Source organism: Roseibium sp. MMSF_3412, assembly GCF_030733265.1.
Classification (GTDB): Bacteria; Pseudomonadota; Alphaproteobacteria; order Rhizobiales; family Stappiaceae; genus Roseibium.
Map to the genome: position 1 here is coordinate 305,524 of NZ_JASHJI010000002.1, position 24,445 is coordinate 329,968.

General features: G+C 60.6%; 16 protein-coding genes. All 16 read right to left on the minus strand.

The annotated features are described in order from the left end of the window. Window positions 1-2 precede the first annotated feature (2 nt). Entirely contained in the window at window positions 3-1,130 is a 1,128-nt protein-coding gene (locus RBB49_RS05155; RefSeq protein ID WP_306141621.1) for a siroheme synthase, read from the minus strand. Further along, window positions 1,102-3,789, minus strand: coding sequence for a nitrate reductase (locus RBB49_RS05160; protein WP_306141622.1), 2,688 nt, complete (start codon window positions 3,787-3,789; stop codon window positions 1,102-1,104). The genes RBB49_RS05155 and RBB49_RS05160 overlap by 29 nt, the downstream gene beginning before the upstream one ends. Window positions 3,790-3,866: 77 nt before the next feature. Then, window positions 3,867-4,211, minus strand: a complete 345-nt coding sequence (nirD, locus tag RBB49_RS05165) for a nitrite reductase small subunit NirD (protein ID WP_306141623.1) — start codon at window positions 4,209-4,211, stop codon at window positions 3,867-3,869. After that, a complete protein-coding gene (gene nirB, locus RBB49_RS05170; protein WP_306141624.1) occupies window positions 4,208-6,661 on the minus strand; it encodes a nitrite reductase large subunit NirB in 2,454 nt (817 codons plus the stop codon). Before nirB ends, nirD begins: the two co-directional genes overlap by 4 nt. Window positions 6,662-6,665: 4 nt before the next feature. After that, complete coding sequence (locus RBB49_RS05175) at window positions 6,666-7,091, minus strand: globin family protein (RefSeq protein ID WP_306141625.1); 426 nt, start codon at window positions 7,089-7,091, stop codon at window positions 6,666-6,668. A 20-nt stretch (window positions 7,092-7,111) separates the two neighbouring features. Further along, window positions 7,112-8,872, minus strand: a complete 1,761-nt coding sequence (locus RBB49_RS05180) for an ABC transporter ATP-binding protein (protein WP_306141626.1) — start codon at window positions 8,870-8,872, stop codon at window positions 7,112-7,114. Between the two features lie 10 nt (window positions 8,873-8,882). Then, window positions 8,883-9,965: an ABC transporter permease gene (locus RBB49_RS05185; RefSeq protein WP_306141627.1), complete on the minus strand. Its 1,083-nt coding sequence runs from the start codon at window positions 9,963-9,965 to the stop codon at window positions 8,883-8,885. 78 nt (window positions 9,966-10,043) lie between these two features. Beyond that, a complete protein-coding gene (locus RBB49_RS05190; protein ID WP_306141839.1) occupies window positions 10,044-11,426 on the minus strand; it encodes a CmpA/NrtA family ABC transporter substrate-binding protein in 1,383 nt (460 codons plus the stop codon). Window positions 11,427-11,813: 387 nt separating this feature from the next. Continuing rightward, window positions 11,814-12,920 carry a CmpA/NrtA family ABC transporter substrate-binding protein gene (locus RBB49_RS05195; RefSeq protein WP_306141628.1) on the minus strand — a complete coding sequence of 369 codons (1,107 nt, stop codon included), beginning with the start codon at window positions 12,918-12,920 and terminating at the stop codon, window positions 11,814-11,816. 61 nt (window positions 12,921-12,981) lie between these two features. Then, a complete protein-coding gene (locus tag RBB49_RS05200) occupies window positions 12,982-13,569 on the minus strand; it encodes an ANTAR domain-containing response regulator (protein WP_306141629.1) in 588 nt (195 codons plus the stop codon). Window positions 13,570-13,765: 196 nt separating this feature from the next. After that, a complete protein-coding gene (locus tag RBB49_RS05205; RefSeq protein WP_306141630.1) occupies window positions 13,766-15,394 on the minus strand; it encodes an alpha-D-glucose phosphate-specific phosphoglucomutase in 1,629 nt (542 codons plus the stop codon). Between the two features lies 1 nt (window position 15,395). After that, on the minus strand, window positions 15,396-17,402 hold the full coding sequence (gene malQ / locus RBB49_RS05210; RefSeq protein WP_306141631.1) for a 4-alpha-glucanotransferase: 2,007 nt from the start codon (window positions 17,400-17,402) through the stop codon (window positions 15,396-15,398). After that, on the minus strand, window positions 17,399-19,498 hold the full coding sequence (gene glgX, locus RBB49_RS05215; protein ID WP_306141632.1) for a glycogen debranching protein GlgX: 2,100 nt from the start codon (window positions 19,496-19,498) through the stop codon (window positions 17,399-17,401). The genes malQ and glgX overlap by 4 nt, the downstream gene beginning before the upstream one ends. Next, complete coding sequence (gene glgA / locus RBB49_RS05220) at window positions 19,495-20,949, minus strand: glycogen synthase GlgA (protein ID WP_306141633.1); 1,455 nt, start codon at window positions 20,947-20,949, stop codon at window positions 19,495-19,497. Before glgA ends, glgX begins: the two co-directional genes overlap by 4 nt. 2 nt (window positions 20,950-20,951) lie before the next feature. Continuing rightward, complete coding sequence (gene glgC, locus RBB49_RS05225) at window positions 20,952-22,214, minus strand: glucose-1-phosphate adenylyltransferase (RefSeq protein ID WP_306141634.1); 1,263 nt, start codon at window positions 22,212-22,214, stop codon at window positions 20,952-20,954. A 28-nt stretch (window positions 22,215-22,242) separates the two neighbouring features. Beyond that, on the minus strand, window positions 22,243-24,441 hold the full coding sequence (gene glgB, locus RBB49_RS05230; protein WP_306141635.1) for a 1,4-alpha-glucan branching protein GlgB: 2,199 nt from the start codon (window positions 24,439-24,441) through the stop codon (window positions 22,243-22,245). Between the last annotated feature and the right edge of the window lie 4 nt (window positions 24,442-24,445).

Consider the following 24,445-nt stretch of genomic DNA (forward strand, 5'->3'; position numbering starts at 1 on the left):
CGTCAGCCGGTCATCGAACGCGGTCGCACCGGACTGTCCTGCGTGTCCGTGGCACGTTTCGGCGTGGCGGAAACGCCGGGCACAAGGTTCGCCGGGATGCCCGCATCACCCAGTCGTTTCAGGTCCGCGCGCGTGTCTTCACAGGAGACGGGGTCACCGGATTTCAGGCGCACGACATGCTTGCCCTGGCGTGCAAGCAACACCATGCGATCCCGGATATCCTTGTCAGCGCTGTCGGGATCGCCCTTGCGCCCGACCAGCATGCGCTTGGCCTCGCGGCGGGCCAGCTCCAGGACAGTGTCATCCACCTGATCGTCGAACAGGATGACATCGGCGGATTGCAACGTCCTCATGGCCTTGAGCGTGAGATGTTCCGCGTCTCCCGGCCCGGCTCCGACGATCGTCACACGACCGGGAGAAGCCGCCCCGGCCTCGTCCAGCAATACGTCAATCACGCGCGCATCCTCGGTGTCCGGAACGCAGCGCGACGAAAAGGCCAGATCGGTGAAGCCTTCCCAGAACCTGCGGCGTTCAGAACCTGCTGAGAGGGTCGCCAGAACGCTTGCCCGCACGCGCCCGGCAAGCGCAGCCCAGTCACGCAGGCTGATTGGCAAAAGCGTTTCGACGCGGCGCCGAATGGCTTGTCCGAGGATGGGCGCGACGCCATTGGTCGAGATTCCGATCACCACCGAAGACCGATTGACGATCGAGCCGAACTGAAATTCGCAAAAGGCAGGCCTGTCGATCACATTGACCGGAACCCCCGCCGCCCGGGCTGCGCAATAAAACGCCTGCGCCTCACCATCGCTGACCGCGTCGCCGATAGCCAGCGCAGCGCCTTCAAAGCAATCCGCACTCCAGACCCGTTGGTGATGCACAAAGCTGCCCTTGACGCTGCCCGCGGACAAGAGCGTGGCAAACACTTCATCAAGGCTGTCTGCAAAGACATGCACCTCGGCCCCGGCGGCTGCGAGAAGTTCTGCCTTCCAGGCAGCGCCATCAGTTCCGCCTGCAAGGACGACCTTGCGCCCCTTGAGCGGGAAGAACAGCGGCAAGCTCGCGAGCGCTTCCACGCGTGCCGACCGGCGGCGTCTGGAGGTTTTAGCCGGCGCGTGCAATCTGGGCCTCATCAGAGGTCTCCTTGAAGCTTTGATCAAGAATTGACTGGATTTCCGAACGGCAGGATCCGCAATTGGTTCCGGCCTTCAGACACGCGCCGACGGCCTTGACGGTCGTGGCGCCTTGTTCAGCGGCGGCGGCGATTTCATGGCAGCCCACCTGAAAGCAGGAGCAGACGATGGCGCCCTTGTCGGGCATGTCGGCGGGTGGGCGTCCGGCAAGAACAGCGAGGCGGTCTTCGCGTGTGGTTGCCGGTGCCGCCAAAAGTTCGCAGGCCCATTGCCGCGATACGGAAACAGGTTCCGGCCCGAAGAAAAAGACACCGGCAAGCGTGTCGCCGACCCAGCCGGCAACGCGTTGAAGCCCGAGGCTTGCGTCTTCGAAACTCAGCAATTCTGCGTCTTTGCCGATAAGTGACTGCACGAGACCGGTGATGTCATCCTCTGACTTTCCCGCAAGTTCGAGACGCCATCCGCCATGAGCCGGTGCGAGTGCCCAATAGCATGTCTGGAGATCAGCAGGCTTTTCGCGCAAGACGGCAAACCCGTACCAATCGCAGCTGAGTTTTTGCAGGGAAACCGGGGTGAATTTCGAACCAGGCTGACCGGAGACCGGATCGACTTCGGAGCCGACAACCGCGTCGACCCGCCCCTTCGACGCGAACTGGTCGGTCCAGTGCATGGGAACGAAAACCGACCCCTTGCGCGCGCGCTCACTCACCTGGGCCCGGACAATTGCCGACCCATGCGGGCTCTTCACTTCAACAAGATCCGCCGCCGCGATGCCGGTCGCCGCCGCGTCCTCCGGATGCAGTTCAGCGAATGGTTCTGCGATATGGGACGAAAGCCGCGGCGTTTTACCCGTGCGCGTCATCGTGTGCCACTGGTCGCGGATCCTGCCGGTGTTTAGAACGAAGGGATAGCGTCTTCCAAGGACCGCCGGCACGGTCTGCGTGACCGCAACAAAAGAGGCCTTGCGGTCGGCGGTGTAAAACCCGCCTGCTGCAAAGAAACGCGTTGTCTTTCTGCCTTCACCCTCTTTTTGCGGCCATTGAAACGGCTGCATCGTATCGAATTCGGACCTGGAAAGATCACTATAGGCGCTGATATCGAAATCGCGCGCACCTTCATTCCGGTAACCCGACAGCCCGGCATGTTCGCGGAAGATCGCTGATGGGCCGTCATAGTCGAATGCATGCTTGATGCCCATCCGGCGCGCGACTTCGCAAATCTGCCACCAATCGGGCCTGGCATCGCCCGGGGGCAACTGAAAGGGTGTCTGCCTGGAAACTCTGCGCTCTGAATTCGTGACCGTGCCGTCCTTCTCGCCCCAGGCGGCAGCGGGCAAAAGAACGTCTGCATAAGCGACGGTGTCGACGGCATGCGAGACATCTGAAACGACGACGAAAGGACACGCTTCAAGTGCGGACGCGACGCCATCCGCGTCCGGCAAACTGTCCACCGGGTTGGTCGACATGATCCAGATCGCCTTGATCCGGCCGTCCCCGACCGCCTCGAACATGTCAACGGCTTTCAGCCCCTGTCTTTCCGCAATCACCGGGCTGTTCCAGAAGGACTGCACAATCGCGCGGTGGTCCGGATTCTCGATGGCCATGTGAGCCGCCAGCATGTTGGCAAGCCCGCCAACTTCGCGCCCGCCCATGGCGTTGGGCTGGCCGGTTGCCGAGAATGGCCCCATGCCGGGGCACCCGATACGCCCGGTTGCCAGATGCGTGTTGATGATCGCGTTGACCTTGTCCGTCCCGTTGACCGACTGGTTGACGCCCTGGCTGTAGACGGTGACCGTTTTCGGCGTGCGGGCCACCATGGTGTAGAACGTTGCCAGATCATGCGGGGTCAGCCCCGTTTCGTCGGCAATCCGGTTGATTTCGCAGGGCCCTGCTGCCGCAAGTGCGGCTTCGAAACCGTTCGTGTGCATTTCGATATAGGACCGGTCAAGCGCATCGGTGTCGGCGAGAAAGGCCAGCAGACCGTTGAACAAAGCAACATCCGTGTCCGGTTTCAGGGCGAGATGCAGGTCGGCGATGGCGCAGGTCGCGGTTTCGCGCGGATCAACCACGACCACGCGCATGTGCGGGTTTTCGGCCTTCGCCGCCTCGACCCGTTGAAACAGCACCGGATGACACCAGGCCAGGTTGGACCCGACCAGAACCAGCAGATCGCAACTTTCCAGATCCTCGTAGGTTCCCGGCACGGTGTCGGAGCCGAAAGCACGCCTGTGCCCGGCAACCGAAGACGCCATGCAGAGGCGCGAGTTCGTGTCGATATTCGCCGAGCCGATGAAGCCCTTCATCAGCTTGTTGGCGACGTAGTAGTCCTCTGTGAGGATCTGGCCCGAGACATAGAAGGCAACGCTGTCGGGGCCGTGATCGCGGATCGCTTTCGAAAACGTTTCGGCGACAAGGTCGAGCGCCGCCGGCCAGTCGGCCTGTTTCCCGCCAATTTGCGGATGAAGGATCCTGTCGTCCAGGGACAGCGTCTCGCCGAGGGACGACCCCTTGGAACAAAGCCGCCCGAAATTCGCCGGATGTTCCGGATCGCCCTTGATGTCGACCGATCCGTCCGGCCGGGGCGTCGCGAGAACGCCGCAGCCGACACCGCAATAGGGGCAGGTGGTCTTGACCGTTTTAGTGTTTGTGAAAGCGGTCACCCTGCCCTCCTTGTTGTTTCCTCTCCAGACCCGGACGTCTCGTTTTTTTGCTCAAGCGCCATCTTCCGGTCTTTCCTTCATCCGGCCCGGCGGGCCAGATCGTCGGCGGCAAGCAACACCTTGCCGTTTTCCACGCGCGCCGCCGTCACCGGAACGGAGCCCTCGTCAGCACCGCGCGCGAGGCCGGTCGCCAGATCGAAGACCCAGTTGTGCAGCGGGCATGTGACGGAAGACCCGTGCACGATGCCCTGACTGAGGGGCCCGCCCTTGTGCGGACAGCGGTCATCCAGGGCGAAGACCTCGTCATCGACGGTTCGGAACACGGCAATGCAGCCGCGATCGGTCTTGACTACGCGTGCGCCTTCCCGCGGAATGTCGGCCAGATCTCCGATCGCCACCCAGTTTCTCGTTTCCGCGTTCATTCGGCTGCCTCCGCCTGCAGGATCGCCATGGGCTTGAATTCATGCTTGTCCTTGCCGGATACACGCTCGGACCACGGATCAACCTGTGCAAATTTCTGGCTGAAGACGAAGCGGTCGAAGAAGGCCTTCCTCTTGTCTTCATCGTCCATGATCTGGCTGCGGATCTCGTCGTAGCCGATCCGCTTCGCCCACTTGTAGATCCGCTCCAGGTAATGTCCCTGCTCGCGGTACATCTGCGTGAGTGCAACGACGTGCTCGAGCGCCTCTTCTTCAGTCCGGACGAGACCCAGCACCTCGGTGCCCTTGATATCGAGGCCCGCCGCACCGGCGAAATGGATCTCGTAGCCACTGTCGACACAGATGATGCCGATGTCCTTGCAGGTGGCTTCCGCGCAGTTCCGCGGACAGCCGGAGACGGCGAGCTTGAGCTTGGCCGGTGTCCAGGACCCCCACATGAACTTCTCGATCTTGATGCCGAGACCAGTGGAATCCTGGGTTCCGAACCGGCACCAGTCTGACCCGACGCATGTCTTCACCGTCCGCAGACCCTTTGCATAGGCCTGGCCGGAGACGAAGCCGGCCTTGCCGAGATCCGCCCAGACGGCCGGAAGGTCTTCCTTCTTGATGCCGAGCATGTCGATACGCTGACCACCCGTGCACTTGACCGCCGGGATGTTGAACTTGTCGACAACATCGGCAATCGCCCGCAATTCCTTGGAGGACGTCATGCCGCCCCACATGCGCGGGACGACGGAATAGGTTCCGTCCTTCTGGATGTTGGCGTGAACACGCTCGTTGATGAACCGCGACTGGTAATCGTCGGCATATTCGTCCGGCCAGTCGCTGACGAGGTAATAGTTCAGCGCCGGACGGCATTTCGCGCACCCGCCCGAGGACGTCCATTCCAGCTCCTGCATGACCGCGGGAATGGTCTTCAACTGCTTGGATTTGATAAGCCGGCGCACTTCGCTGTGACCCAGATGCGTGCAGCCGCACATGGGTGTCACCGCAGCCGGATTGTAGGCATCGCCGAGCGTCACCTGCATCAGTTGCTCGACAAGCCCTGTGCAGGTTCCGCAGGATGCGGACGCCTTTGTATGCGCCCTGACATCATCGAGCGATGTCAGTCCCTTCTCGGTGATCGCGTTGACAATCTTGCCCTTGCATACGCCGTTGCAGCCGCAGATTTCCGCATCATCCGGCAAGGCTGCAACGGCCGCCGTAGGGTCCAGGGGGGCACCCCCCTGATACGCCTGGCCGAAGATCAGTGTCTCGCGCATTTCGGAGACATCCGACTGTTTTTTCAGGAGATCGAAGAACCAGGGACCATCGGCGGTTTCCCCGTAAAGAACCGCACCGATGATCCTGTTGTCCTTCAGCACAAGTCGCTTGTAGACCCCGGCGGCCGCATCGCGAAGGACGATTTCCTCACGATCCTCGCCTTCGGCGAAATCGCCAGCGGAATAAAGATCGACACCTGTCACCTTCAACTTGGTCGCGGTCACGGACCCGGTGTATTCCGCTGTGCCGCCCAGTAGGTTGTCCGCGATGACTTCCGCCATTTCGTAGAGCGGGGCGACCAGTCCGTAGCACATGCCGCGATGTTCAACACACTCCCCGAGCGCATAGATATCAGGGTCATTGGTGCGCATGTCGTCGCCGACCTGAACACCACGCCCGACATCGAGCGAGACGGATTTGGCAAGATCGGAAGACGGACGGATGCCCACCGCCATAACGATGATCGACGCGTCGATTTCGGTGCCGTCGTCCAGCCGGATGCCTTTCACCCGTCCCGAGCCGTCATCGAGGATTTCATGGCTGTTGGCCTTTGTGCGGACCTCGATGCCACGGCGCTTGAATTCCTCTTCAAGAAGAAAACCGGCAGCCGGGTCAAGCTGGCGCTCCATAAGGGTGGGCATCAGGTGCAGCACCGTTACATCCATGCCCTGCATCTTCAGACCGGCGGCTGCTTCCAGACCAAGAAGGCCGCCGCCGATCACGACGGCCCGTCCGCCACCTTTGGCGGCTTCCAGCATCTTCTCCACGTCGTCCAGATCGCGGTATGTCAGGACACCGTCAAGGTCCTTGCCCGGAAGAGGGATGATGAACGGGTTCGATCCCGTCGCGATCACCAGTTTGTCGTAGTGTGCGCTGACACCGTTTTCGGCAGTCACCGTTTTCGCGGTCCGGTCGATCTCCGAAACCTTTGCCGACTTGTGCAGGGTGACCCCGTTTTCGCCGTACCAGTCATCACCATGGGTGATGATGTCCTCATAGGCTTTTTCACCGGAGAGTACCGGAGACAGCATGAGCCGGTTGTAGTTCACCCTCGGCTCGGCATTGAAAATGGTGACGTCGTAAGCGTCCCTGTCCTTTTCAAACAGGTATTCCAGCATCCGTCCCGGCGCCATCCCGTTTCCGATGACGACAAGTTTCTTCTTTTCCATCGGTCTACTCCGCGGCCTCCACATTTGAATAGGCAGCTTCGATCATCACGTTCGAGAGCACGGCATAGGCTGTGCTCCATGCGGTTCTGGTTGCATCGTCAAAGTCGTCTCCGAGACCCTGTTCAAGGGTCCAGATCAGAGCCGCACCAACAGGTGGGTAATGGGAGGGCGTTACTCCGTAGTCCACGTGCCTGACCGCAAGTGTCTTTGCGGCCGGCAAGACCGCATCGAAGTCCGAGAGCCCGTTCACGACCACGCCAAGCGTGGTCATCAGCTTGCGACCCTGCTGCTCGATATCGGACGTGAAGAGCGGCTTGATTTCAGGGGCAATCTCGAAAAGCCTGCCGTAGAAAAGCTCGGCTGCCTTGTCGGATATCGGAACGACCTTTGCGAACGAGGCCTGCACGAGCTGGATCTGATCTGGCGTCATGTCTGGTTTCACTCCTGCGTTCACTCGGCCGCTTCGACGGCCGCCTTCTGGCGGGCCATGCGCGCAGCACGCTTTTCCTGGATGGACTTGAGTTGCTCTTCGCTGGGGTCTGCACCGCCTTCATAGGCTTCCAGGAAGTCCAGCAACTCTTCGCGATAGGCGTAGTAGTCCGGGTGAGCGAGCAGCTCCTTGCGCGAACGCGGGCGCGGCAGGTCGACATCCATGATGTTGCCGATCCGCGCGTTCGGCCCGTTCGACATCATCACGACCCGGTCCGCGAGAAGGATCGCCTCATCGACGTCATGGGTGACGCAGATGGCTGTCACCTGCGTCCGCTTCCAAACATCCATCAGGACGTCCTGAAGCTCCCAGCGGGTCAGACTGTCGAGCATCCCGAAGGGTTCGTCCAGAAGCAGGAGCTTCGGCGACAACGCGAAGGCGCGCGCAATACCGACACGCTGTTTCATGCCGTTCGAAAGATCCGCCGCTGCCTTCTGCATGGCATCGGCAAGACCCACCTTCGACAGGTAGTATTCGATAACATCCCGCTTTTCGGACTTGGACGCGTCGGGATAGACCTTGTCGACGCCAAGCGCGACATTCTCGTAGGCGGTCAGCCAGGGCATCAGGCTTGGCGCCTGGAACACAACTGCGCGGTCCGGTCCGGCCTGGGTGATATGCGTTCCGTCAAGGATGATTGCGCCTTCCGTGATCGGGTTGAGCCCCGCGACCATGGAGAGCACCGTCGACTTGCCGCAGCCGGAATGGCCAATCAGCGTTATGAATTCGCCCTTGTTCATTTTCAGGTCGAAACCGTCGACGACGGTGAGCGGCCCCTTGGGCGTCGGATAAACCTTCTTGAGCTGCGAAAACTCGAGGAAACGATTGTCCTTCACGCTTTCGGCGGCGCGCTCGTAAGCGGACGGCAGCTTGTCGTCCTTGGGCATCCGCTGCGTGATCGGCACGATGTTCGGCAGAACGATGTCGCGTTCCATATCCGCTCCGCGCTCCGCGCCGACGGCCATCAGATACTCGGTGATATCCGCTCTCAATTTGATGAAATCGTCATCATGATTGAGTTCACCGCGATCCCGCGGACGCTTGAACGGCACCGCGAATTCCGGACCGAGCGTTGCCTTTGCACCGGGCTTCAGCGGGATGATCCGGTCGGCGAGCAGAATGGCCTCGTCGACGTCGTTGGTAATCAGGACAATCGTCTTCTTTTCCTGCTCGCAGATCGCCGCGAACTCGTCCTGCAGTTTGGAACGTGTCAGGGCGTCGAGCGCCGACAGCGGTTCGTCGAGCAACAGGAGTTCGGGCTGCATGGCGAGCGCCCGTGCAACGGCCACCCGCTGGCGCATTCCGCCGGAGAGTTCCGCCGGCTTGCGGTCCCTTGCATGGGCGAGCCCGACCATCTCGATATACTTGTCGCAGATGGCCTTGCGCTCCTTGGCGGACTTCCTCCTGAAGACCGTGTCGACGGCCAGCGCCACGTTACCTGTCACCGATAGCCATGGCATCAGGGAGTAGGACTGGAACACCACGCCCCGGTCCGGGCTCGGTCCGTCGATCTCTTTTCCCTTGAAGATCACCCCGCCCTGATCGGGCTCGATCAGGCCGGCGAGCAGGGAAATGAGCGTGGTCTTGCCGGTGCCGGAAAACCCGACAATGGCAATGAACTCGCCCTCTTCCACCTTCAGGTTGATGTCGTCCAGGACGTCCGTACGGTTCGCACCTTCGCCGTAGGACTTGGAGACACCGGATATTTCCAGAAAGGACATACCTGTCTCCTTAGCGGTTGGCGCTGAACGTGAATGCGCGCTGCAGGGCGAACATAAGACGGTCGAGCATGAAACCGATGAGACCGATGGTCAGAACCGCCACCATGATCTTGGCGAGCGACTGGGAAGATCCGTTCTGGAACTCGTCCCAGACGAACTTGCCGAGGCCCGGGTTCTGCGCAAGCATCTCCGCGGCGATCAGAACCATCCAGCCCACACCCAGGGACAGGCGCAGCCCTGTGAAGATCAGCGGCAGGGACGACGGCAGCACGAGCTTGGTGACGGTCTTCCAGGTCGGCAGTTGCAGGACACGTCCGACATTCATCAGATCCTTGTCCACCGAGGCCACACCGAGTGCTGTGTTGATCAACGTCGGCCACATGGAACAGAGGGTCACGGTCACGGCCGAAATCAGGAGGGACTTGGACAGCCAGTCATAGGGATTGGCATAGGTGGCCGACACGATCATCGTGACGATCGGCAGCCACGCCAGCGGCGACACCGGTTTGAAAATCTGGATCAGCGGATTGATCGCGCCATTGAAGGATCTGGATAGACCGGAGGCGATCCCAAGCGGCACAGCGATGATCGTCGCGATCAGGAAACCCAGGCCAACGGTTTTGAGCGACGTGCCGATCTGGTCGATATAGGTCGGCTTGCCGGTGTAGTTCCGCCACTTGATCTTGTCGGTCTTGCCTTCCGCCTCGAATTTTGCGTTGCGCGTATCCTGCCGCTCATAGAATGCGGCCGCCTTCTCGCGTTCGCGCACATGGTCGTCCCACAGGTTGATTGCCTGGCTCCAGACCGCTGCAGGACCTGGAACCGCGCCGAGCGATGTCTGCACTTGCGGCGCGAGCGCACCCCACAGCACCAGGAACGCCGCGATGCCGAGGAGCGGGATCAGAAGCACGCGTTTCAGTTCACCCAGCTGCTCCTTGGGGCTGTCGCCCGCCGCGATTTTCATCAGCGGCACGAGCCAGGAGAACCCGAGCGCATCCAGCCAGCCGCCGGTCTTGTTGATCCAGGTGAAGAGTTTTTCTTTCCGGGCGGCCCGGGCGAGATCCGGAGATCCGGCGGTGTCGGCATTGGCCATGGGGTGCGTCCATTGTTCTTGAATTGGAATTTCAGAAGCGAAGCAGCGGACGAACGCCCGCTGCTTCCTGGGTCCGGCTTAGCCGCCGACGACTTCGCTGCCGTCAACGATCTGCTTGCCTTTCAGGCCGATCGGCAGGCTGTCGATATAGGCGTTCGGCTGTTTGCCGTCATAGGGAATGCCGTCGATGATGTCGGCAGCCGGGGTCGGTGCACGGTAGCCATCGGACTCCCACGGGAAGTCCTCTTCCGCCACATGACCTTCCTCGACCAGCAAGCGTGCAGCCTTCAGGTAGGTTTCCGGCAGATAGACGGACTTGGCGACTTCGTCATACCAGCTGTCCGGCTTGTGCTCCGGGATCTGTCCCCAGCGGCGCATTTGCGTCAGGTACCAGACCGCGTCGGAGTAGTACGGGTAGGTCGCGTAGTAGCGGTAGAACACGTTGAAGTCCGGGATCTCGCGCTTGTCGCCTTTTTCGAACTCGAACGTTCCGGTCATGGAGTTCGCGATGACCTCGGCATCGGCACCGACATATTCGGACCGAGCCAGCATCTCCACAGCTTCCATGCGGTTCGCATTGTCGTTCTCATCGAGCCACTTGGCCGCACGGATCAGGGCCTTGGTGATGGCGAGGGTGGTGTTCGGGTTCTCTTCGGTGAATTCCTTGGTCAGGCCGAACACCTTCTCCGGGTTGTTCTTCCAGATCTGGTAGTCCGTGATGACCGGTACGCCGATCCCCTTGAAGACCGCCTGCTGGTTCCACGGCTCACCAACGCAATAGCCGTAGATCGTTCCGGCTTCGAGCGTCGCCGGCATCTGCGGCGGCGGCGTTACGGACAGCAGGGCCTCGCCCTGGATCTGACCTGAAATATCGGTTTTGGAATAAAAGCCCGGGTGAATGTCTCCGGAAGCCAGCCAGTAGCGCAGCTCGTAGTTATGGGTCGAGACCGGGAAGACCATGCCCATGTTGAACGGCTTGCCTTCGTCGATGAACTGGTCGACGACCGGTTTCAGGGCTGATGCCTTGATCGGGTGAACAGGCTTGCCGTCGGGCTGCATTTCGATATGCGGCTTCATCATTTCCCAGATCTCGTTGGAAACGGTGATGCCGTTGCCGTTGAGGTCCATGGAGAACGGCGTGACGATGTGCGCCTTGGTGCCGAAGCCGATCGTTGCTGCAAGCGGCTGACCGGCAAGCATGTGAGCGCCGTCCAGTTCGCCGGTGATGACGCGGTCCAGAAGCACTTTCCAGTTGGCTTGCGGCTCGAGCGTGACGAAGAGGCCTTCTTCTTCGAAATAGCCAAGCTCGTAGGCGACTGCCAGCGGTGCCATATCGGTGAGCTTGATGAAGCCGAAGGTCAGTTCGTCCTTCTCGACATCCAGCATTTCCGCAAATGCGGACGAGGCCGGCACGAAGGCTGTTGCGGCCATCAGGGCCCCCAACGCCAGCCGGCGGGTCATCTGGAATTTCTTTGTGTTCGTCACGTCCTGTTCCCTCTTGTCTTCAGCGCCCTTTTGAGGACGCCAGCTCAAATTGAAAAAGCCGCCGTCTTGGTCTGCGAAAGGGAGGAGAGGTGCAGACCAGAACGGCGGCTTTGCCTGGGCGTCCGTCAATGGACGCGATATGATTTAGGCCAGCGTCGGCCACGAGATGTAGAAAGCACGAAGCGTGCCAACTCAGCAGAAACACCATTTCTTTTTATTTTTTATATCCTTAGACATGCGCCCAAAATTGCAGCACGGCACCGGATGCACGAATTGTTGGCTGCGACTTGAGGCAAGTGACAGTTTTTTGTGCAGCGCACACACTTGAAAGCACACGCGCCGGACGCTCAGCCCAAGCACCTGTCATGCCGGCACACTGTCAAAAAGCCGGATCGATTTTTCCGGCGGCAAAACCTCAATCTGCAGGGCGTCCCGGTAGAGTGCCGGCGAGAAAATGGTGCGGACGTCAGCCTCGCCCTCGGCGGAATAGTCGGCCTGGCCCCACCTGACCATCTGATCGTAGAACCATTTTCCGTGCGCGGGGGACGGAGCTGCTGCCAATCCTCCGGAAAACTTAAGGAAGTCGGGACGCGCGACTGATGTTGTCGCGCCGAAGCGCACATTGCCGCTCAAGGCCGGCCGGCAGAGATCCGGCACACAGGCAAGGTAATCAGGCCCGGCAAGCAAGCTGGTCAATTGTTCGGAATTCGCCGGGTCGGCGCACCAGTCGGCTGCGCACGACATGGCGCGCATCAGCGCGGCCAGCGTTTCCGGGCTCGAGTGCGCCCATTTTCGCGTCACGCCGAGAACCTTTTCAGGGCTGTCCGGCCAGATGGCCTGCTTGTAGGTGACGATCCGGCCTGTCCCCGCAACAACGGCAGCCGTGTTCCACGGCTCCCCGACGCAGTAACCGTCCAATTGCCCTGCCGCGAGCGCGTCGGCCATCAATTGTGGCGGCAGAACCGTGATTTCGACATCCTTGTCGGGATCGATACCCGCAGCGGCGAGCCAGTAGCGCAATTCGTAGGCGTGACCGGAAAAAGGATGAACCACTCCGAACCGCAAAGGAGTTCCGGCATTTTCACCACGCCGGGCAACCGCTTTTGCCAAGGCTTTCCCGGTCGAGGCCGGATCGCCGTTCCGGTCTGCCCCCAATTCCGACATGACCTGCCAGAGCGCGGTCGAAACGGTGATTGCATTGCCGCCAAGCCCCAGGATCATGGGGGCGAGCATGGGAACCGCGAGGCTGGTCAGGTTCAGACTTGCGGCAATCGGCATCGGCGCGAGCATGTGCGCCACGTCGAAATGTCCGACGGCAACCCGGTCGCGGATATTGGCCCAGGAAGTTTCGCGCACCAGCTTCAGCGCGATCCCTTCTTCCTCGGCGAACCCGATCTCCTTGGCGGCGACAAGAACCGCGCTGTCCAGAAGTGGAATGAAGCCTGCAAATACGGGTGTCAGCTGCCCCACGACGTTCCTCCGATTTCCGACTTGGCCGCCTCTCCCCGGCAAGAATTGTGTTTTGTCATGTTCAGTCTCCCAGCAAGCCGCTGGCGATGACGAGGCTTTGGGCCACATCGATGATCTTCCGGCTCTGGTTCATCGCGGTCCGCCGTAAAAGATCGTAAGCCGCCTGTTCGGACAGCCCTTTCGATTTCATCAGGATACCTTTCGCACGGTCGATGGTTTTCCGGTCTGCCAGCTCCGTGCGCGCATCCTCCAGCTCCTTGGAGAGTTTGGAGAACGCGTTGAAGCGGCTGACGGCCATATCGAGAATAGGCTTGACGCGCTCGCGTTTGAGACCGTCGACCACATAGGCGGATACGCCCGCGTCCACAGCCGCTTCGATCGACTGGCTGTCGGCCTTGTCCACGAACATGGCAACCGGCCGTCTGACCGCGCGTGAAACCTGGAACATGTGCTCCAGCTGATCGCGATTGGGGTTTTCCAGATCGATAACGATCACATCAGGATTGATTTCAGAGATCTGGCGGACAAGCCCGTCCATGTTGTGAACGAGAAGAACCTCATCATGTCCGGCATCGCGCAGCCCCTCTTCGATGATGGACGCCCTGATCTTGTTGTCATCGATGACGAGGATCGAAATTCCGCTACTCATGCCCGCATTATGCGCAGAGCTATTTTTTGTGCAATAATTTTGTTGCAGTGCAATAGAAATTCATAATCGCTGTCAACATGACAGCAACCGCTCCCCGTTGTCGGGAGAGCGGAAAATCAACGGAAACACGCGATTAGTATTGAAAAAAGGCTCAAGGGAGGATTGATCCTCACCCCAAAGCCCCGAAACAGCACCGTCAGGTAATCACATCCGGACCGGACCGGTTCAGTTGTGAAATCCCTGAAATTTCGTGCGCTGCCGCAATCACCGGCGCAAGCGCCGTCTGAACGTCCTGGTCCAGTTTACCCGGATCTGTCTCCAGCTGTTCTATGTAGAGCCGCAAGGTCGCCCCTTCGGTTCCGGTCCCCGATAGCCTGAAGACCGCACGCGCGCCATTGGTGAAGCGGATGCGCAGTCCCTGATTGCTGCTTTTCGACCCGTCAATCGGGTCTTCATAGGCAAAACTGTCGGCCGCCTCGACAGTCAGTCCCGCAACCGTCTGACCGGCAAGGGAACTCAGTTGACCGGTCACGCGGTCCATCAATGCGGTCGCAGCATCCTTCGGCAAGGCCTCGAAATCGTGCCGGGAGTAATAGTTCCGGCCATATTTCTTCCAATGATCCTGTACCAGTTCGGCAACGGAACACTTCCTGGACGCCAGGATGTTCAGCCACAACAGAACGGCCCAGAGACCGTCCTTCTCGCGTACGTGGTTGGAGCCTGTTCCGAAGCTCTCCTCGCCGCAGATCGTCGCCCGTCCGGCATCCAGCAGGTTGCCGAAGAACTTCCAGCCGGTCGGCGTTTCAAAACACTCGATGCCCAGGTCCGCGGCAACCCTGTCGGCAGCAGCGCTGGTTGGCATCGAACGGGCGACACCGGCAATGCCCTTTGCATATCCGGGTGCCAGATGCGCGTTCGCCGTCAGGACGGCAAGACTGTCCGAGGGCGAGACGTAGAAATTCCGGCCGAGGATCATGTTCCGGTCGCCGTCACCGTCCGAAGCAGCCCCGAAATCCGGCCCGTCGTCGCTCATCAGTTCGGCCATCAGTTCCTTGGCCCAGGCCGGGTTCGGATCCGGGTGCCCGCCACCGAAGTCGACCGAAGGCACCGCATTGATCGCGCTTCCTTCCGGAGCGCCCAAAGCCCCTTCCAGGATCGCCTTTGCGTAAGGACCGGTAATCGCATGCATCGCATCGAATCGAACCCGGAAACCGGATGCAATAAGCGCGCGGATTGCCTCGAAGTCGAAAAGCTCTTTCATGAGGGCTTTGTAATCCGCCACTGGATCGACAATTGTGAGGATCATTCCGCCGATCTTCTGGTTCCCGATGCGTTCAAGGTCTGCATCCGGCGTCTCAACCGTCACGTATTGGGAGATCGTTTTCGTCGCCTCAAAGATGGCTTCGGTCACCCCCTCCGGCGCCGGTCCGCCGTTCGGAATATTGAACTTGAGGCCAAAATCCTCGTCGATCCCACCCGGATTATGGCTCGCGGACAGGATCAGTCCGCCATCGGTCCCATTTTTGCGGATTAGATGGGATGCGGCCGGCGTCGACAGGAGCCCGCCCCGCCCTGCTATGACCCTTTCCGCTCCGTTCGCCGCCGCCATGCGCAGGATTGTCTGGATCGCTTCGGCATTGAAATAGCGGCCATCGCCGCCGACCACGAATGTCTTGCCCGCCGCACCGCCGATCGCCTCGAACACGGACTGAACGAAGTTTTCAAGATAGTGCGGTTCCATGAAGACACGGGTCTTCTTGCGCAAACCGGACGTTCCGGGCTTTTGTCCGTCAATCGGATTTGTTGCAACCACTTTGATATCCATGTCAGTCGTCTCCGTCCGGATAAATGTTCGCGCGTCCGGCAGCCTGCATGAGCCCCGCCGTGTCGTTGAGTTCTGGAACCGCGCCGAGCGTTTCCAGTGATGCATCGTAGATGCGACGCCAGTTGGAATGTTCGTCGATCGTCCCCGGCAAATTCTGCGCCTCTTCTTCCTTGAGTATGTCGTCGAGCTGAACCGACGCCATGGCAACGGGCGCGTGCGCCAGCCGGTTATGTATGGCGGTGCCAGGTTCCGCTCCGTCCGGTACAAGGGCCGCGACTGAAGATCGGCGCTCTTCCCGCAACTGTCCGGCACCACCTGCATCCACCCAGCCAAGCCTTTGCCACCAGTCGATGTCCCGTCCCGCACAATAGCCATAAAGGGTCGGCGTATCATGCGTTGCGAAACACGCCAGACTGTGCGGGCGCAAATGCGCCGGATCGCGGAAAGACCCGTCGGCTTCTTTCTCGTATTGCAGAACGGAGTAACTGTATAAGCCGCGCGCGCTCAGCGCATCGCGGAATCCGTCCGGAACCAGCCCGAGATCCTCGCCGACCACAAGGCAGTCCGCGTAGTGGGCCTCGATCCCGACCAGCGCGAGCAATGTCTCGAAAGGCTGCTGAATATAGGCTCCGGGACTGCCATCGTCAGGGATCCAGAAACTCCGGTTCAGACCGAGCACGTGATCGATGCGGATGATACCTGCCGATCGCATTGACTGCCGAAGCACACTGCGCAAATTGTGGTGGTGCGTCTTTGCGCTCAGCGAGGGCGCGAACGCGGCCAGTTGCCAGTTCTGACCTTCGGGACTGAGATGGTCCGGAGGTGCGCCAAGCGAAACACCGGCCGCCAGGCTGTCCTGCCCCATCCACGCCTCGGCCCCGTCGCGGCGCGCGCCCACCGCGAGGTCGAGGTAGAGCCCCAAAGGCATGGCATGCGCACTTGAAATGCGCTCCAGCTGCACATTGGCAACCCATTGCAGCCACATGTGAAAATCGATCTCCCTCGGATCGGCGGTCGACTGTGTGCCCGTTTTCGGGTTCCTGATCGCATCGGGCCAGAGCTGCCAGGTCTCGCCATGCGTGACGGCCAGCGTTTCGTAAGTGGCGAAGAGATGCAGATCATCTCCGCCCGCCTGAACGAAATCCCGGAATCGCGCCCGGGAGCCCTCGTCCGCGTCCTGCGTGAACAGGGCGAAAAGATCTCTCAACAAAGGCTGCAACCGCGCCCGGAACTGCTGATAGTCGACCGAACGCGCGCCCCGATCGACCGTGTCGCGCACCCGGCCCACCAGTATCGCCGCGTTCGGGTTGTCTGCAAGACCGGGAATAGCGTCAGCTGCGATATGCAGCGTGTTCAGAAATCCGCGGTGCGATGGCGAATAGGGACTGGCGATATCGGTTGTCGACCAGCCCCAGTCATGGATCGGGTTGATGCCGAGAAAACCGGCTCCCTTTTCACCGAGTGTTCGGGCAAGGTTCGCCAGATCGGCATAGTCGCCCAAACCGAGATTGCGTTCCGACTTCAGACCGTAGAGTGCGGCGGTCACGCCCCAGGCGCGTTCGCGGCCAAAGCGCGACGCAAGCGAAGGTGTCTGCCGGGGAACGGCTGGAACAAGGGCCGTTTGCCTGTGCTCGCCGGATGTGACCGTCAGTTGGTAAACACCGACCTCCAGGGCAGGCAGGTCAACATGATGCTCGGCAAAACCTTGCACGATCACCTGTCCGTCTTCCGTGCAAAGTGACCAGTCACAGGCCTTCCGGACCGGAATGAGCACCCCATGTCCCGCCGTCACGACAAACTCGGGCGACACGATATGGGCGGCCTGCTCCGATTTCAGGAGTTCCAGGGCGTGTTCCGCGTCGCTCTCGGTTCCAGCTTCAATACGCATCGCCCGGAGCATTGCGCGCCGGGTGTCGTCGCTGGTCCGGTGCTCATTGCCCTGAAGGTCATGAAACGCCGGTAGCACCCCGCAGAGCTGTGCCAGTTCATGTAGTGCTGACCCGCTCATGGGCGTTCGCTCAATGCAATCAGGGCGAGGACCACGACCGATTGTCCCTGAACAAAAACAGTGTCCGGCCCTGCATCGGATTGTGGAAAGGCGTCTTCGACCGCGGTGTCGAGTTCGAGCCGCCAGAAGAAGCCATCGGGACAATCCGGAATGCGCGCCTCGAGGTCGTCATTGTCCCGGTTGAACAAGAGCAACAGAGTGTCGTGGACCTGGGCGTCTCGTGGGCATTCGCCCGATCCTCTGAGGACGAGGGCGAAAGACGACAGTCCCGGATCCCGCCAATCCAGCGGCCTGCAGTTGAAGTCGAGCCATTCGACATCGGGTTTTCTGTCAAGCTCCCGCGTCGCGCCGTGCAGGAACCGGGATTGCCTCAGGCTGGAATGGTCCTTGCGCAGCGCTGCAAGCCCTGCAACGAAATCGGCAAGCCCGTCGTCCCGGCTTTCCCAGTCGATCCAGCCAATCGGGTTGTCCTGGCAGTAGGCATTGTTGTTGCCGTTCTGGCTGTTGCCGATCTCGTCTCCTGCAAGCAGCATGGGCGTGCCTTGCGACAGGAACAGCGTTGCCAGCAGATTGCGTTGCCGGCGCGATCTGTTTGCCCTGATCAGGGGATCGTCGCTATCGCCCTCAACGCCGAAATTGTCACTGAAATTGGCGTTGTGGCCATCCCTGCCATCTTCGCCGTTGGCAAGGTTATGGCGTTGCGCATAGCGCGTCACATCGGCCAGCGTGAAACCGTCATGCGCCGTGATCAGATTGACGGAAGACGACGCCCGGCGGCTGTCACGGTCGAACTGGCTTGCCGAGCCAAGAACGCAGCCTGCCAGTTCCTGCGTGCTGTGATCGTCACCACGCCAGTAACGCCGGCTGGTGTCGCGGAAGCGGTCGTTCCACTCACCGAATTCAGGCGGGAAATGGCCGAGCTGATACCCACCCGGTCCAATGTCCCACGGCTCCGCTATGAGATGGACATCTGAAAGGATCGGGTCCTGCCGCAGAGCATCGAAAAATCCGCCATTCGGGTCGAAGCCATGCGCCTCCCGGCCAAGAGTCGTTGCCAGGTCAAAGCGGAAGCCGTCGACCCCCATGACCTCGACCCAGTAACGCAGACTGTCAAGGATCATCCTCAGCACAAAGGGATGAGAGGCATTGACGGTGTTGCCGGTTCCCGTGTCATTCACGTAGTAGCGGGACTGCCCCTGTATCAGCCGGTAGTAAGACGCATTGTCGATCCCGCGGAAACTGAGTGTCGGTCCCCTGTGGTCTCCTTCGGCGGTGTGATTGTAGACAACATCCAGGATCACCTCGATGCCCGCAGCGTGGAAGCGTTGCACCATGGCCCGGAACCCGGCCCGTCCTGCCGGCCCGTGATAGCGCGGTTCGGGCACGAAAAACCCGATCGTGTTGTAGCCCCAGTAGTTCCGCAGGCCCTTCCTTGCCAGGAAGGCATCGTCGACAAATGCATGAACGGGAAGAAGCTCGATGGAGGTGACGCCCAGTTTCTGCAGATGCTCGATCACCGCATCCGATGCAAGGCCCTCATAGGTTCCGCGCAGCTCTTCCGACACGTCCGCAAGTTGCTTCGTCAGCCCCTTCACGTGCGCTTCGTAGATCAGCATCTCGTCCGCCCGGCAGTGAGGCCGTTCCGTCTCGGGCACAAGCACTTCGGCCGCGCTCACCACCGCCTTCGGAACATAGGCGGCGCTGTCGAGCGAACTGAAGGAAAGATCGCCTGCCGGGTCGGAAGCGTCGAAACCAAGCAGGGCTTCATGTTGGCGGAACGCGCCCCTCAGTTCCCGTGTATAGGGGTCCAGAAGCAGCTTGTTCGGATTGAACCGGTGTCCATGCTCGGGAGCATACGGCCCGTGCACCCGATACCCGTAGAGGGCGCCGGGATGCAGGCCCGGCAGATAACCATGCCAGACCGGGCCACTGCGCTCCGGCAGTGTGATCCGCTGCGTTTCTCTCAAGCCATCATCGGAGAAGAGACACAGCTCCACTTTCTGTGCATTCGCCGAAAAGAGCGAAAAATTCGTGCCTTCGCCGTCAAAACGGGCACCGAGCCGGTTTGGCGAACCCGGCAGCATCCTTGTGCTCATTCAGCACCCTCGCTGCGGCTGTCAAAAAGGGACTGAAACAGTGCCTGATAGTCGGCGGCCGAGCTGTCCCAGCCGACCGGATGGCGCATGGCGTTGCGCATGACTGCAGCCCAGCGCTTGCGGTCCGCAAACAGAGAACAGGCACGGTCGATGGCATCTGAGAGTGCGCTCGCGGTCACGGGCGCGAATTGGAACCCGGTCGCGCATCCCGTCTTGATGGCGGCATCGTTGGCGTCAATCACCGTATCTGCGAGCCCGCCGGTGCGGGAGACGACCGGAAGGGTCCCGTAGCGCAGTCCGTAAAGCTGCGTGAGGCCGCAAGGTTCGAAACGCGACGGGATCAGGATCGCATCCGCCCCCGCCTGCATCAGATGAGAGAGCTTTTCGTCATAGCCGATGATTGCGCCGACGCTGCCCGCATGCGCGACCGCCGCTTTTCGAAAGGCATCTTCCAACTGGCCGTCACCACTGCCAAGGAGCGCCAGCCGTCCCCCTCGGCCAACCAGGGTCGGCAGGGCATCCAGAAGAAGGTCCAAGCCCTTCTGTTCCGTCAGGCGGCTGATGACGCAGAAGAGGGGCGCTTCCGGGTTCGAGGAAAGGCTGAACCGCTTTTCAAGCGCGGTCCGGTTGACCGTCTTCCGCTTGAGCGCGCGCGCCGTGTAGGTCTCGGCGATTGTCGGGTCGGTCTCCGGGTCCCAGACCTCAAGGTCGATCCCGTTGAGGATACCGGCAAGGTCGGCCCTGCGCGCCTGCAGCAATCCTTCGAACCCCATGCCGAATTCCGGCGACATCAGTTCGCGCGCATAGGTCGGGCTGACGGTCGTGATCCGCCGAGAGGCGACAACGCCAGCCTTCAGATAACTGATCTGGCCGTAATACTCGTAGCCATCCGGTGAGAAACCGTCCGCGTCGAGATCGAGTTCATTCATCAGCGCGGAAGGAAACAGTCCTTGAAACGCGATGTTGTGAATGGTCAGCACGCATGGAATATCGGAACCCTGCTGGCGCAGGTACCAGGGGGCCAGACCCGCCTGCCAGTCATGGGCGTGCAGGATATCGGGCCGCCAGCCGTCGATGCCGTTGAGGACAACATGAACGGCGGCCTCGCACAGCGCGGCAAAGCGCTGCGCGTTGTCGGACCAGTCCGCCCCTCTCTCATCGAGATAAATGCCCGCGCCCCGATCGAAGAGATCAGGCGCATCCAGCAGGATGAGCGAGATCCCTTCCGCCTCGACGCAAACGAGCCGCGCGGGGCTGCCATGAAGAACGCCCAGATCCAGCTCGAAACGCGCCTCACCGGCGAGATCTTTCAACGCCGGGTAAAGCGGCAGGATGATGCGGCTCTCGATACCATGCGGTTCCAGTGCCTTCGGCAACGCCCCGACCACATCGGCCAGTCCTCCGGTTTTTACGAATGGCGCGCATTCGGAAGCAACAAGGAGGACGTTCATGTTCAGGCCTCGAGTTTGTCAATCATCTGCTGAGTGATCAGGCAGATACCGTTTTCCGTCCGGCGAAACCGCTTGGCATCCATTTCCGGGTCTTCGCCGACGACGAGGTCCTGCGGGATCTGGACGCCCCTGTCAATGACGACATTTGTCAGCCGCGCGTTCCGGCCGATATCGACATGCGGCATCGCCACGACACCTTCCAGGCGCGAATAGGAATTGCAGCGCACGCCCGTGAACATCAGGCATCGCAACAGGCTGGAGCCGGAAATGATGCAGCCGCCGGATACCATGGAGGAAATGGCCTGGCCGCGCCGCCCTTCCTCGTTGTGAATGAATTTCGCCGGAGGGTTCAGCTCCTGATACGTCCAGATCGGCCATTCGGTATCGTAAATGTCGAGGCTGGGCGTGAAATCGGTCAGATCGATATTGGCCTGCCAGAACGCATCGATTGTGCCGACGTCCCGCCAGTACGGTTCCTTTTCAAGACCGCTTTGCACGCAGGAGCGGCTGAAGGGATGGGCAAAGGCTTTGCCGTTCTTGACCAGTTTCGGAATGATATCCTTGCCGAAATCGTGGCTCGAACTTGGATCCGCCGCATCCTCCCGCAGGATTTCGAACAGGAACTTCGTCTCGAAAACGTAGATGCCCATGCTGCACAGCGCCAGATCCGGATTGCCCGGCATTGATGGCGGATCGGCGGGTTTTTCGACAAAATCGGTGATCAGGTCGTTTTCGTCGACAGCCATGACGCCGAAGCCCTTGGCCTCTTCCAGGGTTGCCTCGATACAGCCTACCGTGACTTCCGCCCCGGAATTCACATGCTGTTCCAGCATCTTGGAGTAGTCCTGCTTGTAGATGTGATCCCCGGCAAGCACGATCATGTATTTGGGCGCGTAACTTTCGATGATGTCGATGTTCTGGTAGACGGCGTCCGCTGTTCCCAGATACCAGCTCTCCTCGTTGACCCTTTGGGACGCCGGCAAAATATCCATCGACTCGTTGCGCTCCGGCCGGAAGAATCCCCAGCCGCGATGCAGATGACGAATGAGGCTGTGCGCCTTGTACTGCGTGGCGACGCTGATGCGCCGGATGCCGGAATTGATGGAGTTGGAAAGAGCAAAGTCGATGATCCGCGTTTTCCCGCCGAAAAAGACGGCCGGTTTCGCGCGCCGGTCGGTCAGTTCCTTCAGGCGGCTGCCCCGTCCACCTGCAAGGACAAATGCCATCGCCTGCCGCGCGAGACTGCGTTGATCCTGCATCGACATCCCACTTCCTCCCCTTTTGCCAGCCCGGTCAGCTTTCCGGTGCTTCACATTCGAAGATCAGAGTACATAAAGGCGGAAGCGTAAGGCAAAGCGAAAATGGTTGTCCGGACCAGGCAACTTCATCCGCGGATACGCCTCCCAGGTTGCCGGCCCCGCTTCCGCTATAGGCCGCTGCATCCGTGTTGACGCGTTCAACCCACTTTCCCCGTTGTGGAACGCCGATCCGGCGGCCGCTGCGCATCACCGGGGTGAAGTTGCTGACCACGAGCACGGGCGGTGTGCCGGGCTTGCCGCGCCTTATCCAGGCAAAGACGGAGTCATCGGCGTTCGATTCCATCCACTCGAACCCTTCGGCCTTGCTGTCGAGTTCATAGAGCGCGGGCGTTTGTGCATAGAGCCGATTCAGATCGCGCACCAGGTTCTGAACACCCTTGTGCATGTCGTTTTCAAGCAGGTGCCAGCCGAGACTTTCGTTGTGGTTCCACTCCCAGCCCTGCCCGAATTCCGAGCCCATGAAGAGCAGCTTCTTGCCGGGGTGCCCCCACATGAAACCATAATAGGCTCTGAGATTTGCAAACTTGTCCGGCCCCTCGCCGGGCATTCTGTCGAGGATCGATCCCTTGCCATGCACCACTTCGTCGTGACTGAGCGGCAGAACGAAGTTTTCCGAAAAGGCGTAGTGCAGCCCGAACTCGATCTTGTTGTGGTGGTATTTGCGATGAACGGGGTCCTCCCGCATGTAGGAGAGCGTGTCGTTCATCCAGCCCATGTTCCACTTGAAGCCGAACCCCAGACCGCCGGCATCCACGGGCGCGCTGACACCTGGAAAGGCGGTGCTTTCCTCCGCAATTGTCATGACGCCATCCATGTCGGCATAGACGAGCGAGTTGGCGCGCTTGAGAAAGTCGATCGCCTCGAGGTTCTCGCGTCCGCCGAATGCATTGGGAACCCATTCGCCCTCGTTGCGGGAGTAATCCCGGTAGAGCATCGAGGCCACCGCATCGACCCTGAGGCCGTCGACATGGTGTTCGCGCATCCAGTAGAGCGCGTTGGCGATCAGGAAGTTCTGAACTTCCGTGCGGCCGTAATTGTAGATGTAGGTCCGCCAGTCGGGATGCCAGCCTTCCTTGGGATCGGCATGCTCATAGAGCGGCGTGCCGTCGAACCGTCCAAGACCGTGTTCGTCTTCGGGAAAGTGCCCGGGCACCCAGTCGATGATCAGACCAAGATCGGCGCCGTGGCACGCATCGACAAAGGCGCGGAATTCGTCAAGCGTTCCGTAGCGGATCGTCGGCGCGAACAGGCCGATCGGCTGGTAGCCCCACGACCCGTCAAAGGGATGCTCCGACACCGGCAAGAGTTCGATATGCGTGAAGCCCATGTCCTTTGCGTAGGCAACAAGCTCGCGGGCGTGTTCAAGATAGGAGAGAGGCCGGTTGCCGTCCTCCGGAATGCGCCGCCACGACCCCAGATGCACCTCATAGATCGAGATCGGCCGGTCGATCTTCTGCTTCTCCCCGCGTGTCGACATCCAGCCATCGTCGTTCCAGGTGTAGCGGTCAAGGTTGCGCACAACCGATGCCGTCTTCGGCGGATGCTCCGCGCCGAAGCCGAACGGGTCGGCCTTTTCGGGAAGAAGAGTGCCGCCGGCATCCGTCAGTTCGAATTTGTAGACGGAGCCATCATCAAGATCCGGCATGAAGATTTCCCACACGCCCGTGCCGCCGCATCTGCGCATGACGTTCCGGCGCCCGTCCCAGGAATTGAAGTTCCCGACAAGCGACACACGACGGGCATTGGGAGCCCAGACGGCAAAATGCGTGCCGCGGCTTCCCTCATGCTCCATCACATGGGCACCCAGTTTCTCCCAGAGACGCAGATGAGACCCTTCACCGATCAGGTATTCGTCGAGTTCTCCAAGGACCGAACCGAACCGGTAGGCATCATCGGCATCCCAGGTATCCCCGCCGCGTTTGAAGCGCAGACGGTAGGCAAATCGGTCAGCCCTGTCGGTGACCGCATGAAAGATCCCGGCCGCTTCGTGGGGAGCAAGCACGGCAATGCGCGCGCCGGTCTTCGGATCGATCGCCTCGACTTCGTCCGCGTCCGGGTGATAAACCGTCAGGCTCTGCTTGCCGCCGGCCTCGTGCAGTCCCAGAACCGAGAAGGGGTCGTCAAAGCTGCCTTCGCTGATCTGCTGAAACGGGCGATGACCGGCCGCGTTCATGTCC

Excerpts from the sequence above, each read along its gene's own strand:
- RBB49_RS05155 (WP_306141621.1), bottom strand. The coding sequence starts at position 1,130 with ATGAGGCCCAGATTGCACGCGCCGGCTAAAACCTCCAGACGCCGCCGG.
- nirD (WP_306141623.1), bottom strand. The coding sequence starts at position 4,211 with ATGAACGCGGAAACGAGAAACTGGGTGGCGATCGGAGATCTGGCCGAC.
- nirB (WP_306141624.1), bottom strand. The coding sequence starts at position 6,661 with ATGGAAAAGAAGAAACTTGTCGTCATCGGAAACGGGATGGCGCCGGGA.
- RBB49_RS05175 (WP_306141625.1), bottom strand. The coding sequence starts at position 7,091 with ATGACGCCAGATCAGATCCAGCTCGTGCAGGCCTCGTTCGCAAAGGTC.
- RBB49_RS05180 (WP_306141626.1), bottom strand. The coding sequence starts at position 8,872 with ATGTCCTTTCTGGAAATATCCGGTGTCTCCAAGTCCTACGGCGAAGGT.
- RBB49_RS05185 (WP_306141627.1), bottom strand. The coding sequence starts at position 9,965 with ATGGCCAATGCCGACACCGCCGGATCTCCGGATCTCGCCCGGGCCGCC.
- RBB49_RS05190 (WP_306141839.1), bottom strand. The coding sequence starts at position 11,426 with ATGACCCGCCGGCTGGCGTTGGGGGCCCTGATGGCCGCAACAGCCTTC.
- RBB49_RS05200 (WP_306141629.1), bottom strand. The coding sequence starts at position 13,569 with ATGAGTAGCGGAATTTCGATCCTCGTCATCGATGACAACAAGATCAGG.
- RBB49_RS05205 (WP_306141630.1), bottom strand. The coding sequence starts at position 15,394 with ATGGATATCAAAGTGGTTGCAACAAATCCGATTGACGGACAAAAGCCC.
- malQ (WP_306141631.1), bottom strand. The coding sequence starts at position 17,402 with ATGAGCGGGTCAGCACTACATGAACTGGCACAGCTCTGCGGGGTGCTA.
- glgX (WP_306141632.1), bottom strand. The coding sequence starts at position 19,498 with ATGAGCACAAGGATGCTGCCGGGTTCGCCAAACCGGCTCGGTGCCCGT.
- glgA (WP_306141633.1), bottom strand. The coding sequence starts at position 20,949 with ATGAACGTCCTCCTTGTTGCTTCCGAATGCGCGCCATTCGTAAAAACC.
- glgC (WP_306141634.1), bottom strand. The coding sequence starts at position 22,214 with ATGTCGATGCAGGATCAACGCAGTCTCGCGCGGCAGGCGATGGCATTT.
- glgB (WP_306141635.1), bottom strand. The coding sequence starts at position 24,441 with ATGAACGCGGCCGGTCATCGCCCGTTTCAGCAGATCAGCGAAGGCAGC.